This window comes from Corynebacterium lehmanniae (assembly GCF_043161975.1).
GTDB lineage: Bacteria > Actinomycetota > Actinomycetes > Mycobacteriales > Mycobacteriaceae > Corynebacterium > Corynebacterium lehmanniae.
The window spans coordinates 1991505-2007289 of sequence record NZ_CP170998.1; the positions used below are offsets into that span (position 1 = coordinate 1991505).

7 protein-coding genes, 4 tRNA genes and 1 pseudogene are annotated in these 15785 nt (G+C 61.8%); 4 read left to right on the forward strand and 8 right to left on the reverse strand.

Features of this window, described 5'->3' with window-relative positions; all coding sequences use genetic code 11:
* Positions 1–430: 430 nt before the first annotated feature.
* A tRNA-Arg gene (locus ACF3NP_RS09645) sits at positions 431–506 on the reverse strand.
* Positions 507–615: 109 nt separating this feature from the next.
* Positions 616–1977 (reverse strand): magnesium transporter, encoded by a 1362-nt coding sequence (gene mgtE / locus ACF3NP_RS09650; RefSeq protein ID WP_392398647.1) that lies wholly within the window; start codon positions 1975–1977, stop codon positions 616–618.
* Between the two features lie 137 nt (positions 1978–2114).
* On the opposite strand from mgtE, the gene ACF3NP_RS09655 reads away from it, so the two are divergent.
* The gene (locus ACF3NP_RS09655) at positions 2115–4439 is read left to right on the forward strand and encodes a hypothetical protein (protein WP_181889514.1); all 2325 of its coding nucleotides are present in this window, start codon (positions 2115–2117) and stop codon (positions 4437–4439) included.
* Positions 4440–4757: 318 nt separating this feature from the next.
* Here ACF3NP_RS09655 and ACF3NP_RS09660 read toward each other — a convergent pair.
* Positions 4758–4830 (reverse strand) — tRNA-Arg (locus tag ACF3NP_RS09660).
* Between the two features lie 163 nt (positions 4831–4993).
* Here ACF3NP_RS09660 and ACF3NP_RS09665 point away from each other — a divergent pair.
* Positions 4994–6187: an IS481 family transposase gene (locus tag ACF3NP_RS09665; protein ID WP_392398516.1), complete on the forward strand. Its 1194-nt coding sequence runs from the start codon at positions 4994–4996 to the stop codon at positions 6185–6187.
* Positions 6188–6280: 93 nt separating this feature from the next.
* Here the strand turns inward: ACF3NP_RS09665 and ACF3NP_RS09670 are convergent.
* Positions 6281–6371, reverse strand: a tRNA-Ser gene (locus ACF3NP_RS09670).
* 85 nt (positions 6372–6456) lie between these two features.
* On the opposite strand from ACF3NP_RS09670, the gene ACF3NP_RS09675 reads away from it, so the two are divergent.
* Positions 6457–6954 carry a hypothetical protein gene (locus tag ACF3NP_RS09675; RefSeq protein ID WP_181889513.1) on the forward strand — a complete coding sequence of 166 codons (498 nt, stop codon included), beginning with the start codon at positions 6457–6459 and terminating at the stop codon, positions 6952–6954.
* A gap of 68 nt (positions 6955–7022) precedes the next feature.
* Here the strand turns inward: ACF3NP_RS09675 and ACF3NP_RS09680 are convergent, their stop codons facing one another.
* The 3 genes and pseudogenes from ACF3NP_RS09680 to ACF3NP_RS09690 all read right to left on the reverse strand — a co-directional run bounded on the left by ACF3NP_RS09680 (position 7023) and on the right by ACF3NP_RS09690 (position 13510).
* Positions 7023–8219, reverse strand: coding sequence for an SdrD B-like domain-containing protein (locus ACF3NP_RS09680; RefSeq protein WP_392399146.1), 1197 nt, complete (start codon positions 8217–8219; stop codon positions 7023–7025).
* A 41-nt stretch (positions 8220–8260) separates the two neighbouring features.
* Positions 8261–13117 (reverse strand): annotated as a pseudogene (locus ACF3NP_RS09685) (SdrD B-like domain-containing protein); the annotation flags it as partial.
* Between the two features lie 305 nt (positions 13118–13422).
* Positions 13423–13510, reverse strand: a tRNA-Ser gene (locus tag ACF3NP_RS09690).
* A 31-nt stretch (positions 13511–13541) separates the two neighbouring features.
* Between ACF3NP_RS09690 and ACF3NP_RS09695 the strand changes: the two genes are divergently transcribed.
* Positions 13542–14477 carry an NAD(P)H-quinone oxidoreductase gene (locus ACF3NP_RS09695; protein ID WP_181889511.1) on the forward strand — a complete coding sequence of 312 codons (936 nt, stop codon included), beginning with the start codon at positions 13542–13544 and terminating at the stop codon, positions 14475–14477.
* Here ACF3NP_RS09695 and ACF3NP_RS09700 read toward each other — a convergent pair.
* The gene (locus ACF3NP_RS09700; protein ID WP_181889510.1) at positions 14474–15685 is read right to left on the reverse strand and encodes an aminotransferase class V-fold PLP-dependent enzyme; all 1212 of its coding nucleotides are present in this window, start codon (positions 15683–15685) and stop codon (positions 14474–14476) included. The genes ACF3NP_RS09695 and ACF3NP_RS09700 overlap by 4 nt on opposite strands.
* Positions 15686–15785 lie beyond the last annotated feature (100 nt).

The following is a 15785-nucleotide window of genomic DNA, read 5'->3' on the forward strand; positions in this document are numbered from 1 at the left end:
GGCCAGCGCCAGGGAGACGGACGTCATGCCGGCGATGACGGAGCGCTTGCCGGAGTGGCGGCGCGGGTTGCGGTCCGCGGAGGACATTGCGTTGTAACGCCCAGGGTTCAAGGGTCCCTGGGCGGCAGAGTCCGAGTTGAACTCGAACGGGGAGGAAGCGTTCTTCAAGATGGCTCCAATGGTTGTTTTTGTAAATGGGAGAAATTCGAGGAAGAAGTACATAGAACACACTTCTCCCGCGGAACTGCCGTAAAACCTACCAATTTGGACAGTCGCTTTCAAGCAAGCACCAACCTTGAAAACGCAGTTAATCAGGCCTTTTCCAGTTTTAAAAGGTTTTCTAAAGTTCCTAACAATGAGCGCTCAGGCGCCACCTAATCCTGAGAGAAACACAAAACGCCCCGAGCGGTACGCTCGGGGCGTTAAAAATTGGTGCGCCCGGAGGGATTCGAACCCCCAACCTTCTGATCCGTAGTCAGATGCTCTATCCGTTGAGCTACGGGCGCGTATTCAGTTCGTTGCCGTGCGGACAACGAAAAAGAACATTACACCCAGGTGAACTCACAGCCAAAACCCCAGGCCAAACCGGCAAACATCGCCCAAACCGAACCCCAACTACAACCCAAGCACCGCCTTGGCAATCGCGAAGTAGATCACCAGACCGGTCGCGTCGCAGAAGGTGGAGATGAACGGGTTGGAAAATACGGCGGGGTCCGCGCCGACGGTCTTGGCAACAATCGGCATCATGCCGCCCACGGTCGCGGACATGGCGCAGACACAAAATAGTGTGCTTCCTATCACAATCCCGATTTCTCGGCCGAAAACCGCCCACGCGATGCCCAATCCGAGCACGCCCAACACTGCTCCGAGTGTCGCGCCGACGCGGAATTCGCGCCACATCACTTTCAGGATGTCTCCTTTGGTGACGTCGTGAAGCGCAAGTGCCCTTGTCACCGTCGTTGCCGCCTGGTTGCCTGTGTTGCCGCCGGTGCCGGTGAGCAGTGGGATGAACAGCGACAGCACGGTCACCTGTGCGAGCGTGCCTTCAAACACCCCGAGGACCTGCACGGTCAGGATCGCGGAGAGTGCGAGCACCAGCAGCCACACGATGCGCGAGCGCACCAGCTTCAGCACCGGGGTGGACAGGTACGGCTGCTTCAGGGACTCGGAGCCGCCCTGGCGCGCGGTGTCCTCACTGTCGGCGTGCTCGACGATGTCGGCGGCCTCGTCGTGGGTGAAGATGCCCACCACACGGTTGCCGGCATCCACCACGGGAAACGCCAGCAGCCCGGAGGAGAGCAGGCGTCGCGCGGCGTCCTCGGCATCGTCGCTGACTTGCACCGACGGCCGCTCGCGCATCACGTCGCCGACGCGCGCGTCCGGCGCCGCCTTGAACAGGTCGCGAAGCCCCACCACGCCGCACAGCGTGCGCTCCGGGTCCACCACGGCAATGGTGTACACCGTCTCAAAGCGGTCCGCATTCGCACGAAGCTTCTCGACGACCTCCCGCACCCCCTCACCAGGACCAACCGCCGCCACGTTGGGACTCATCGCGCGACCGACCGAGCCCTTCTCGTAGCCCAGAATCAGGTCGGTGTCCGCGCGGGCATCCTCGTCCAGATCCCCCAGGAACCGCTCCGCGATCTCCGCGGGCAGGTTGTCCAGCATGCGCACGCGGTCCTCGGCACCCAGCGCGCTGAACAGCCCGGCGACGTCCTCGCGCCCGAGCGCCTCCACAATTTCCGCCTGGTGGGCGGGATCCAGCGCATCAAACGCCGCGGCCGCGCGCTCCGGCGGCAGCAGGCGGATAAGCACAGCACCGCGTTTCGACGGCTGCCGCTCCACCACGTGCACCACATCGTGCAACGGGATTTCCGCCAGCTCCTCGTGGAGCCCGTCCAAGTCGTCGGAGTCCAACCGGTGCCGGTTCAGTTGCTTTTCCAGGTGCGCGATCGCCGCCGCGTTGGCCGTAGTCACACGGCGAGGGTACCCAGGCTGAAAATTTTTGCGCGAGAAAGGGCAGATTCTTGGCGGTTGTATGTAAAGATCTACGCGTATTCTGCGATAGATGTCATACATCGCTGACAATCCGCTGAATCCTAAAAGGAGCCACCATGGCAAAGCCCGTTCGTTCCCGCCGCACCGCCATCGCGGCGGGCGCCCTATCCCTTGCCCTCGTGGCCCCGTTCATCTCCCCGGTTCAGGCCCAGGAGACCACCACGCCGACGAGTGAAGCTGAACCGGAACCGGCGGAGCAGCCGTCGACAAGCGAAGGCACCACAGCCGCCACATTCGAGCCGCGCTTCGACACCGCGAACTTTTGGAACGCCGATGAAGCTGTAGTTGAAGGGCTGCAGCTTCAGCCCGGCGACACCGTCGCCCCGCGCGCGAAAACCATCTTCAACTGGAACTTCCGCAACGACGACGGCACGCTGACCCTGATCCGCCCGCAGTCCTCGACTGCCTTCGCCACGGGCGAAAAGGACATCCCGGTGCGCGTGACCACCGCCGCGGGAAAGACCTTTGAGACGACGCTGCGCGTCAACATCATCGACGAGCGTCCGGGCGCCGAATGGGAAAACCAGCTGACCACCCGCTACCCGATGGACTTTGAGAAGTCCACGTCCGCGCAGTCCGTCGAGGGAATCACGCTGCCGGAAGGCGTCACTGTATCCAAGAACGGTGCCGCTCTGCCCACTGGCTGGACCGTCTCCAACGACGGCACCACCATCCGCGTCACCCCGCCGACCACGTTCAAGGAAGGCGACTTCGACCTTCCCATCAAGGTGAACGACGGCACTGACACGTTCGATGCCACCCTGAAGATCGCGGCCAAGAACCCGTCGAAAACCCCCGCAGAAACGGCGGGCACCGTCGCTGGCATCCTCGGCCCCATCCTGGGCAGCCTGATCGGTGCTGGCACCGGCGGCGGTCTGCTTGGTGGCTTGGGCGACATCCTCGGCGGTATCACTAGCGGCGGTAGCGACGGCGGAACCGGTGGCGGTGAAGGTGGAACCAACGGTGGCGGCGGCGGTGCTGGTCGCCTGATCAACGTGGTGATTACCAACAACGCGAACCCGTCGAACATCGGCAACAACAATGGCAGCCCGAACGTGATCATCACGAATAACGCCAACCCGAACGTGATCATCACCGACAACGTCAACCCGCGGGACAACTTTTCTAATAATGGCAATCCATCCGTGGTTGTCACGAACAATGCGAACCCGTCGGTGGTGATCACCGGCAATGCCAACCCGACCGTCGAAATCAAGGACAACCTGTCCAATAACGGCAACCCGTCCGTGGTCGTCACCGGCAACGCCAACCCGGTGATCACGGGCAATGCGAACCCGACGGTGAACATCTCCGACAACGGTTCGAACAACTCCGCAGTGATTACTGGCAATGCCAATCCGGTCATCACGGGCAATGCGAACCCGGTGATTACGGGCAATGCGAATGACAACGGTTCGAACAACTCTGTCTTGGTCACCGACAATGCGAATCCCGTGGTCACGAACAACGCCAACAACAACGGCAATGACAACTTCCGCGACAACGGGTCCAACAACTCCGCAGTCGTGACCGGCAATGCGAACCCGGTCATCACCGGCAACGCAAACGACAACCTCCGCGAGGCAGGATCGAACAACTCGGTCGTGGTCACCAACAACGCAAACCCCGTAGTCACGGACAATGCCAACAACAACGGGTCCAATAACTCCGTGGTGGTGACGGGCAACGCCAACGACAACCTCCGCGAGGCTGGTTCGAACAACTCCGCGGTGGTGACCGGTAATGCGAACCCGTCCGTGGTCATCACTGACAATGCGAACCCGTCGAACATCGGCAACAACAACGGCTCGAACAACAGCGTCGTCGCCACCGGTAATGCGAACCCGTCCGTGCTCATCACTGGCAATGCCAACCCGGTGGTCACCGGAAACGCCAACGGCGGCCTGGTGGGCGTCGGTTCCTCCCGCCGTGGTGGCCAGAACGGCGAGCCTGCCCCGGGCAACGAAGGCCAAGCCGAGAACGGCGGCTCCAGCCTCCTGGACGCCACCGTGGGTATCGAGGGCGGTTCCTCCGACCCGCGTTGCATCGCTTCCCTGGTGGGCCTGGGCCTGCCGCTGGTTGCTCTGATCCCGCTCGCGCTGGCCGGCCAGGTGAACGTCCCGGGCCTCAACGACACCGCCAAGCAGGCTGAGCGCGCATTCAACGACGCTGCCCGTCAGTTCAACGTCGAGCCCGCGCAGCTCACCGCCGCTGGTGGCGCCGCCGTTGGCGTCGTCGCGGCCCTGCTTGTGACCGGCGCCGTCCGCACCTGCATCCCGCAGGTCAACGGCGTCGATGTCACCATCGGCCGCAGCAGCAACGGCAACAACAAGCCGGCTGAGACCGTCGCCGCCCCGGTGGTGGACACCCGCCAGGCCTAAGCTCCCAACACCCGAGCCCCGCCCCGCCGGCGGGGCTTTTTCGCTATATCCCCCGACACATCGCGGCGGAATCTGTCAGAGCGCCCCATCGCCCCAGGTCGCCACAAACGCCCGCCGTGATCTGTCAGGATCGGCACCCGTGCGGCAAAGTTCACTACCGAATGAATCTCCCTACCTCCGCCTGCAGAATCATTCGTTCGTCGCAAGTCGCGCAAAGCCCCGTGCGGAAAAATTCACCGTCGCCGCCCCGCCGAGTGAACTTTCCCCACAAACGCCGAAAACCCTCGACAAGCAGGGGTTTCCACACAAAAACTAGAGTGCGCCCGGAGGGATTCGAACCCCCAACCTTCTGATCCGTAGTCAGATGCTCTATCCGTTGAGCTACGGGCGCGGTGGCGGAGATGACAGTGCCTGAGGTCACGACATATTTGACGGGGTGTGCCTGCGGAAGGCGTTGTGATCCTTGACAGGTGAGTCGCGTCATTGTTGACACTTAGGGTTACCTCAGCCGTGTCGGTGACGCTTGACTGGTGAGTCGGGACATGTTTGACGCTATGAACAGTCCCAACCGCAACCTCGCCATCGTCAGAGCCGTCAGAGACCAAGGCGGCACACCCACCAGCGTCGCCAAGCGCTTTGGCATCTCACGCCAACGTGTCCACCAGATCCTCAACGCCTACGACGCAGGCGGCGCCGAGGCAATCGCACCGAAATCGCGTGCCCCTCACACCCACCCGCACGCCATCCCGGAAGCACTAAGCAACGACATCATCAGCATCCGCAAGCAACTCACCCGGCACGGACTCGACGCAGGACCCGAAACCATCGCCTACCACCTCGAACAGGCCGGCAAACGTGCCCCGTCAACTTCAACGATCCGCCGCATCCTCACCAAAGAAGGCTTGATCACCCCGCAGCCGCAAAAGAAGCCAAAAAGCTCCTACATCCGCTTCGAAGCCGCAATGCCCAACGAATGCTGGCAAGCCGACATCACCCACCTCTTCCTCGCCGACAACACACGAGTCGAAGTCCTCGACTTCCTCGACGACCACTCGCGATACTTGCTGTCAATCACCGCGGCCGCCGCATTTACAGGCCCCGCCGTCGCCGCCGAACTCACCCGCCTGATCGGCGCGTACGGCCCACCAGCATCCACGCTGACGGACAACGGTTTGGTGTTCACCGCCCGCCTAGCCGGGCGCAAAGGTGGAAGAAACGCGTTTGAAAAAGTGCTCGTCGCACACAAAATCCAACAGAAAAACGGCCGGCCCGGCCACCCCCAAACCCAAGGAAAAATTGAGCGGTTCCACCAAACCCTCAAAAAATGGATCAAGGCCCGACCCACAGCACAAACAGTTGCTGAGCTGCAACAACTCCTCAATGAGTTTCGCCAATACTACAACTGCACCCGGCCCCACCGCGCCCTGGGCAGACGCACCCCGCAGCAGGCATACACCACCGGAGTCAAAGCCACACCCAACGACAACCCCAAAGAAGAATGGCGAACCCGAAACGACACAGTCGACAAAAACGGCAAAGTCACCGTGCGCTACGCCGGCAAACTCTTCCACCTCGGCATCGGACGCGCCTACAAACACAAGAAAATTCTCATGGTCATCACCGACAACCACGTCATCACATCACTAGCCGAAACCGGAGAAGTCATCACCGAGCACTACATCGACACCGCCCGCGACTACCAAAAGGCCTACTGGAAACACGGTGACCCACCACTTCGCCCCAAATGAACAAAACCGGCACCCCAGAATAAAAACAACTGGGATGCCGGTCCGTCCAGCATGTCGCGACTCAGGCGTCAAGCATGACGCGACTCATGACAGTGGCGGAGATGACAGGATTTGAACCTGCGGCCCCCGTCAAGGGGGCAACTCCTTAGCAGGGAGCCCCATTCGGCCACTCTGGCACATCTCCAGACCTTGCTCCACATTACTCTGTCGGCCCCGCGCGTCCAAATACACCCCGAAACGCCCTGGGCGAAATCCGTATACTCGGCCACATGAAAATCCACACCTGGCTCACCTCCGGCCTCGCCGCCCGCGACACTTCGAATGACCCGTCTGATTACCTAGTTTGGTTCCCTGCCAAGCTGGATTCGCTCACTGTTGGCCCATTGGTCGGCGAGAGCGCGTCCGTGCCGTTCTATTTCACCCCGAAGACTTCCGCGCTGGCTAAGTCCGCGGACGGCATTGTCCTCCTCGGCGTCCCCCTCGGCGATTTGGAAGGCTCGTGGCGCGCGGACAACCTCGGCAGCTCCGCCGAGTCCATTTCGGAGATCGCCGGTCTGCTCGGCGAGAACTTCGCGTACCGCAACGACGGCGCCGCGGTTGTGCAGCTGCGCGGCGAGTTCCCGATTGAGAAGGTGCAGGTCGTCGCCGGCCAGAATCGTCCGGATACGAAGCGAGCAAAGGATTTGCTTATCGACGTCCCTTCGGACTTCCCCGGCACCCGCCAATTCCACACCATGCCAGAGCTTTTCCCGGACGAGATCGCCTAACCAACACCAGCAATAGAAAAAACCGGCCAGGTGGATAACCTGGCCGGTTTTCGTCGATTAGCTAGCGATTACGCCGCGTCCTTGCTGGAGGATCCGCCGATGGAGGTGAAGGCCTCACCCTTTTCGTTGGAGCACCAGTCGTAGAGCACGCCGCCAGCGGCGATCAGGCCGATGACGCCAGCGGCGACGGTGCCGAAGCGCTGGACGTTCGGGTCCTGGCCAAGCTCCGCGATGCGACGGTTCGCCGCGTCGATCTGGCCACGCAGCTCAGCGAACTGGTCATCATCGCGGCCGCCACGGCCACCCTGACCCCAATCCGGGCTGTTACGGCGCATGGCCTCCTGGAACTGCGCGTTGATCTGGTTGACCTGCTCATTGATCGCACCCATGTACGGACGGGCGATCTCGCCGCCGAACGCGCCCAGCAGTGCCACCGGCACCAAGTACAGCAGCGGCGAGCGCACCGCGTTAGCCACACAGCGGTCGAGGGTCTCAGTCGACGAGCCCTTCTCCGGCTGCGGCTGCGGCTCACCAGTCGGCGGAGTCGGCTCACCCGGCTTCGGCTTCTGCACGCCGAGATCGAGGTCCAGGTACTCCTTGCCCTCTTCCACCGTGACCTTCTGGGTCACGCGCTTCGGGTCAGTCGGCTTCCAGTCGCGCGGACGGTACTCAATCTCGTAGTCGCCCGGCTCGACGGTGACCTTCCAGTTGCCGTCCTCGTCGGTGACGGTACGGGTGACCTCATTGCCGTCCTTATCGCGGACGATCACGGTCACATCCGGTGCACCCTCAGTCTCGTTCGGATCCTGCTTGCCGTTGCCATTGAGGTCGATCCACACGCGGTCGCCGATGCGGCCCGGCTTGATCGGCTCACAGTCGCACGTCACGTCGGTCTTCTTCAGACCCAGGTCGTAGGAGTCGTTGTATTCATTCGGCTTCACCGTCACCTTCGAGACCAGACCAGACTCATCCGAGCCCGGAACCTTGCCGGTGACCTCCCAGCCCTCAGGCTTGATAAAGCGGATGTCGTACTCAGCGTTCGGGGTCAACCCCTCAATCTTCCAGTCACCGTTCTCGTCGGTGACTGCAGAACGCGTCGGCTCACCCTCACGGGACACCAACACCACGACGTTTTCAAGGCCCTTCTCGTCATCACCCTGCTTGCCGTCGCCGTCCTCGTCGTGCCAGACGCGATCGCCGACAGAACCAGACGGCAGAATGCCAAGATCAACATCGAAATTGTCCTTGCCCGGCTCGATGACGATGGTGCGCTCGACCTGCTCCTTGTCGCTGGGGTGCGCTCACCCGGCTCGTAGCGGACGGTGTACTCGCCCGGTTCCACGTCAACCTTCCAGTTGCCGTTCTCGTCGGTCACCGTACGGGTGATCTCATTGCCCTCCGGGTCCTTCACAATCACAGTCACGTTCGGAACACCCGTCTTCTCATCCGGGTCTTCCTTGCCGTCGCCGTTCTCATCGACCCACACACGATCACCGATCGTGCCCGGCTTCACCGGCTCGCAGTCGCAACCCGGATCGACCTTCTTCAAACCGAGATCGTAGGAGTCGTTGTACTCGTTCGGCTTCACCGTCACCTTCGAAACCAGACCAGACTCATCCGAACCCGGAACCTTCCCGGTGACCTCCCAGCCCTCAGGCTTGATAAAGCGGATGTCGTACTCAGCGTTCGGGTTCAGACCCTCAATCTTCCAATCACCGTTTGCATCGGTCACTGCGGAACGGGTCGGCTCACCCTCGCGGGAGACCAACACCACGACGTTCTCGAGACCCTTCTCGTCCTCACCCTGCTCGCCGTCGCCGTCCTCATCATTCCAGACACGATCGCCGACGGAACCAGACGGCAGGATGCCAAGGTCAACCTCGAAGTTTTCCTCGCCCGGCTCAATGACGATCGTGCGCTCGACCAGCTCCGGATCACTTGGAGTACGATCGCCCGGCTCGTAGCGGACGGTGTACTCGCCCGGCTCAACGTCAACCTTCCAATTGCCGCTTTCATCCGTGACAGTGCGGGTGACTTCGTTGCCTTCCGGATCCTTCACAATCACAGTCACACCCGGAACACCCGTCTTCTCACCCGGGTCCTCCTTGCCGTCACCGTTCTCATCAACCCAGACACGATCACCGATCGTGCCTCGCTTCGGCGCCTCAGCAGTGGTCGTGGAGTGGACCGTGGTCGGCACAGGCACCTGAGTCGTCAGCGTCGTCGGCACTGCCTGGGTAGTGGTCGTCGGCACTGCCTGGGTAGTGGTCGTCGGCACCGGAACCTGAGTCTTCAGCGTCGTCGGCACTGCCTGGGTAGTGGTCGTCGGCACCGGAACCTGAGTCGTCAGCGTCGTCGGCACCGACTGGGTCTTCGTCGTCGACACGACCTGGGTAGTGGTTGTCGGCACCGTCGTCGACGAGCAATCACACGGAGTTGACACCGTAGTCGTCTTCTCTACGGTAACCGGGGTTGGAACGGTGGTCGTCTCAGTCTCCGGCACGTCAATAAACAGCCCAAGGTCGTACGTGTCGTTGAATTCACCGGACTTCAGAGCTGCAACCTTGTCGGACAGACCGTTGGAGTCCACAGCGGCGTCGCCCGCCTTCGTCGGCGAAATGCGGAAACCGTCTGGAGCATCAAACTCCACGCGGTAGTCATCCACTCCAGGTGTAAGGCCCTCGATCTTCCATGTACCGCCTGCGCCGGTCTTCGTCTCGCGGACTTCCTCACCCGGGCGGGAGACTCGCACTACGACATCTGGAATGCCGCCCTCGCCGTCATCCTGGATGCCGTCGGCTCTGCCGACCTTTTCTTCGTCGCCTTCATCCAGCCACACGCGGTCGCCGATCGATGCGGGGACCACACCGAGGTCGATGGTCGGGTCGTGCTGGCCAGACTCGAGGGTGATCTTGGTCGAAAGCTCGTTGGAATCCACGCCGCGATCATCGCCAACCAGTGACTTGGTGGCCGATACGCCCTCGGGGAGCTCGAACGTGACTGTGTACTCGACACCCGGTGTCAGCCCGTCGATACGCCAGTTACCCTTGTCATCCGTGGTGGTTGTGCGCGGTTGCTCATCGACGCCCTCCGGCGCGGTCACCGTGACCTTGGCGTTCGGCACGCCGTTCTTTTCATTCTCGTCTTGGATACCGTCTGCGTTTTCGTCGACCCAGACGCGGTCGCCGACGGAGGCAGGCTTGATGAGCCCGAGATCATAGGTGGTGTTGTTCTCGCCCGGCTTCAGCGAAACCGTCGAACTCAGCGGGTTCGAGTCCTTGCCGCGATCCTCACCCTGCTCCGCCTTCGTGACCTTGTACCCAGCCGGCGGGGTGAACTCCACGGTGTACTCCACACCCGGAGTCAACCCATCAACACTCCACTTACCGTCCTTGTCGGTCGCGGTCGTGTGCGTCTCACCATTCGGGCCAGTCACTCGAACGATAGTGTTCGGCACCGGCGGTTCGCCTTCATCCTGGATGCCGTCGCCGTTGGTGTCCTCCCACACGAAGTCACCAATCGATGCTGGTTGGTAAACACCCAAGTCGTAGGTGTCGTTGTACTCACCCGGCTTGAGCGTCACCGTCGAACGCAAACCGTTGGAATCAACCCCGCGGTCTTCGCCAACCAACGCATCCGTGGCCTTGTACCCCTCGGGCAATTCGAACGAAACAGTGTACTCCACACCCGGAGTCAGTTCGTCAATGCGCCACTTGCCGTCCGCATCCGTCGTCGCAGTACGCGGCTGCTCGTCCGAACCAGCAGGCGGGGTGACGGTGACAGTCACACCAGCGAGATTCTCCTCGCCCTCATCCTGCACACCATTGCGGTTCGCATCGATCCATACGCGATCACCAACAGAAGCGGGCTTTCCGACGAGCCCAAGGTCATACGTCTCGTTGTACTCCCCAGTCGTCAGAGTCACTGTGGACGAAAGCGGGTTGGAGTCCGTAGCCTCATCGCCCTGCCCCGTCTTCGTGACCTGGTACCCAGCCGGAGGGGTGAACTCCACGGTGTATTCCACCCCCGGAGTCAGACCATCAACACGCCACTGGCCGTTGGAATCCGTTGTGGCAGTGTGAGTTTCTCCATTGCCGGTCACCGTCACGGTCACTCCAGCGACGTTCGTCTCGCCCTCGTCCTGTACACCGTTATTGTTCGAATCGAGCCACACCCGATCGCCAACAGACGCTGCCTTCACAAGTCCGAGGTCGTAGCTGGTGTTGTTCTCGCCCGGTTCCAACGTGACCTTCGAAGACTGCGGGTTCGAGTCCTTGCCGCGATCCTCACCTTGCTCAGTCTTAGTCACCTGGTACCCAGCCGGCGGGGTGAACTCCACGGTGTACTCCACACCCGGAGTCAACCCGTCCACACTCCACTTACCGTCCTCGTCAGTCGAGGTCGTGTGCTCCTCACCGTTCGGACCATTCACTCGAACGGTTGTGTTCGGCACCGGCGGCTCACCATCGTCCTGGATACCGTTGCCGTTGGTGTCCTCCCACACGAAATCACCAACCGAGGCCGGCGGCGTAATGCCGAGGTCGTAGGTGAGATCGCCTGTCGCGGGCACCGGATCCGTCGTAAAGCTCAAGCCATTCGAGTCGACGTCACCGTCACCCGTACCAGTCTTGGTGACCAAGTAATCCTTGTAGTCACCACCTGCAGGCAAGACGAAACGCACGTTGTACTGGGCGTCAGGAGTCAAGTCCTGCACAAGCCATTTGCCATCAGCGTCCGTGGTAGCGGTGCGATCCGGTTCGCCCTCGCGAGAAACGATCACCTTGACATTGGGGACGCCGGTGGTCTCATCCTCGTTTTGAATGCCGTCGCCGTTGGCGTCGACCCAGACGCGGTCGCCGATGAACGGGGAACCAAATTGAATTTCGTCCTCAATTTCTCGCTCCACATCTTTGCGATAGCTGACGATGTGCGTGAGTGAGCGGTTGGCCCATGCCTGCGCTTCGTCCTTGCTGCCCAGGCTGCATTCGCCGTTTTCATCCGGTTGGATCAGGTTGAGTTGGTGGAACTCGATCGTAGTTCCAGAACGGAGCCAAACTTCGCTTTCATCGATCTGATCGGAGTCCGCGATGCTTGTCGCATTAAAATTCCACTCCCATGCCTGCAACCAGTTCTGGTTGACGGAATAGGGGTAAGGGTCCCGTGGATCTTGTTTGGGATCGCCGGCGGAAGCTTTATCCATCACCTCTTCAGTGATGACATTTCCGTTCGGATCCGTAATTCGGATACTGTAGCCAGGCCCAAAAAAGAATCCTTGCTGCTCGAGCTCTTGCCTTTTATCTGCGGCAAGGTTCGTCTGCTCTGCCCCTAGAGCCATCCACGGCAATTCTGTACCCACATATAACTGGACCAACTGCTGACCGTAACCGTCACCGTGGAGCGTATACTTGCTCCAGTTTTCCGACCTGCAGGCATCCGGGTAAGTGTGGAACTGGGAGTCTTTCTCCGGCTCTCGGAGCAGGTAAGTAAAGTCTTTTTGCCAACCCACCTTCGGTCGAAGCTGCGCATACATTCCAGCGAACGCGTGGAAAGGCACGGAACTGCCCTCCGAAACTCGCGCAGGCAGTTTTGCGCTAATCGGGTAATCACCATCTGGAATCTCCAGGATGGTATTCCCATCTCCATCTACTCCGGCGGGCTCACCGAAAAGGATCAGCGTTTCCTTACCTATGTGTTGGATGTCGTAGATAGGGTGTGTTTGCCTGCTCGCCCATTTGAAGTCCGTCGGTTCTGGATCTCGCCTCAGTTCCGTCTTCCCGTCATCGGGAATAACCCAGACCTTAAGGTTGCGAAGATTGGACTGCCCTGCTTCGCTGGGGCGCGATGTGGGCCTCGGCGGAACAGCGTCGAAAGTTAACAGGTAATTAAAATCCCCAGTTGGATTTGTTTCATCGACGGTTACTTCAATCTTCGGGTTGTAGCTCGGGGCCTCGACCGAATCCCAATTCACACTCGTATCAGCCGCACGCGCCACCGGCGCGTACTCCGGTGCCACCACTGGCACCGCGACGCTCCCGCACGCTAGCGATACTGCTCCAATAACCGCCGCAATGTTGCGGCGCAAACTGTTTTTCCTGGTCAAATTTTCGCTCATATGTACCTCCGCGTGGAGAGCGTTGATAAAGGGAAATCCCGCCTTCAGCATCCAGGAAAAGCAACGCTACGACGGCAGGGATGGTTCGCACACTACACGCGTCAATAAGCTTGCTGTCAGAGTTTTTGATTTATTTACCAAAGTTTCAGCAGCTGTTTGGACTTATCAGAAATCGGCCGTACGACATCCGCAACGCAAAACCGACCAGATGGATAACCTGACCGGTTTTTCGTGTGTCACCTAGCTGTTACGCCGCCTCACGACCCAGCCCAAACCCCCTCCCAATAAATTCACCGAGATTTAAGGAAGGGAGGGAAACCGGAGGCGTCGATAAGCAAATGCCCCCGAAAAGAAGTTGGCGGAGACGAGGGGATTTGAACCCCTGGAGGGATTAACCTCGCCGGTTTTCAAGACCGGTGCATTCGGCCGCTCTGCCACGTCTCCAACTCAGAGCAGTCTAACGTAGCCTTGCCGCATGAAAGCAATCAATGATGAGCTCATGCTTTACGACGCCCAAAGGCCCACCCCGCAAGACGGCGAAGTCCTGGTCAAGGTTGTGGCCGCCGGCGTGAACCGAGGCGACCTGATGCAGGCCGCCGGGAAGTACCCGCCGCCGAAGGGCGAGTCCGAGATTATGGGGCTGGAGTGCGCGGGGGTGATCGTGGATCCGGGCACGACTGGCCGCAAGGAGGGCGATGAGGTCGGCTGCCTGCTCGCCGGCGGCGGCTACGCGGAGTACGTGGCGGTGCCGGAAGGCCAGCTCACGCCGATCCCGTCGGGCCTGACCGTGGAGGAGACCGCGGGCGTGGTCGAGGTGGCGTGCACGGTGTGGTCGAACCTGGGCATGATCGCCGGGATCTCTGAGGGCGACAAAGTGCTCATCCACGGCGGCGCGGGCGGCATCGGCTCCTTCGCCATCCAGATGTGCAAGGCGCTCGGCTGCGAGGTGGCGGTGACCGCCGGAAGCCAGGAGAAGCTCGAGTACTGCCGCGAGCTCGGCGCGGACATCCTGATCAACTACAAGGAGCAGAACTTCGCTGAGGAGCTGCCCGGGTGGGCGGACGCGATCCTGGACGTGGTTGGCGGGCCGTACCTGGAGCAGAACATCAAGACGCTGAACACGGACGGGCACCTCATCGTCATCGCGGTGCAGGGCGGGCCGAAGGGCACCCTGTCGCTGGGCCGGATGATGCCGCGGCGCCTGTCCGTCACCGCCACCACCCTGCGCGCACGCCCCCGGCCGATGAAGGCGGCGATTGTCGCCTCCACGGTGGAAAATGTGTGGCCGCTGATCGAGTCCGGCAAGATCGCCCCGAACATCTCCGCGCGCTTCCCGCTCGCAGACGCCAAGAAGGCCCACGAGCACCTGGATTCCGGCGACAACACCGGGAAGATCCTTTTGGTGGTTTAAGCCAGCGACGCCACGGTGCGCACCAGCTGCTCGATGTCGTTCTGGGTGTTGAACGGCGACATGGCGATGGTCACGGCGCCGCCCATGTCGGCGACGCCCATGTCGTCGAGAAGCGGTGTGGCGCACGTCTGGGTGGCCACGATGCCGTTGGCCAACAGGCGGCGCAGCACGGTTTCGGACGGCACGCCGGTCACGCCGAACGCCAGGCGCGGGATGCGCTCCACGCGCGCGTCCTCGGCCGCCTCGCCGCTGACGCCGACGATGTGCACGGCGGGCAGGGTGCCCAAGAACGTGTGCAGGTCATCCCGCAGGCCGTTGAGGTAGGCGGTGGTCGCGTCCAGGGAGTACTTCAGGCGGTTGCGGCGGGTAGCGCGGCCGGTAAAGCCCTCGACCAGGGAGGCGTAGTGGTCCACCACCGCCGGCACCGCACCCGCCAGCCCCTGGGAAACCTCCAGGTCCAGCGCCTCCATGTCCAGGCGCTTGAACATGGCGGAATCGCGGAAGATCAGCGCGGCGATGTCCGGCCCGCCCAGCTGGGCGATGTCCACCGCGGCCACGTCCGCGCCCCAGGCCTCCAGGTCTACGGGCCGGTAGGGGGCGTACGCGGTGGTGTCCACAAGCACCCACGCCCTCGACTTCGCGCGCACAGCCTCCGCGATGTCGGCCACCCGCACCACGTTGCCCAGCTCCCGGTGCGCCGCCGGCACGGACACCAGGCGGGTGGAGCCGTCCGCGATCTCGCTGTACTGCCACGCCGGCAGATCGCCGGTGGCCAGATCCGCCTGCGCCCAGACCTCATCCAGCCCGGCGCGCTGCAGCCGCTTGGTCAAATGCGGCCGGTCCAGCGGGTTGAGCACGATAGAAGAATTACGGCGCAGCATCGGCTTCATCGCGTTGACCAGCGCCGAGTACAGCGCAGGCACGCTCGGGCCCAGCACCACCTGGTCCGCCGCCACACCGGTCAGGTCCGCGATGGCCACCCGCGCCATCTCCGGGTACTGCACGCCCTCCGGCTGGCCCAGCGCCTCCTTCGAGTGCGATCCCAGCACCGGCTCCGGCGGCGGCACCAGCGCCGCGCTGCGGAAGCTTCGCGAGACCGCCGTCGCCACCTTCTCCGGCACCTGCGGCTGCGTGTGGGCGTTCAGGTACGTCCAGCCGCTACCGAGCGATGTGTAGAGTCCACGCACTCCCCACACGTCATACGCCACGGCCGACCTCCCTTCAGGCAAGAATGCCCCAATTATGCACGCCCGTCCGACACGGCGCACACCGCCAGCTCGGGTGCGCAAATACAGTGCACTAGGGTGA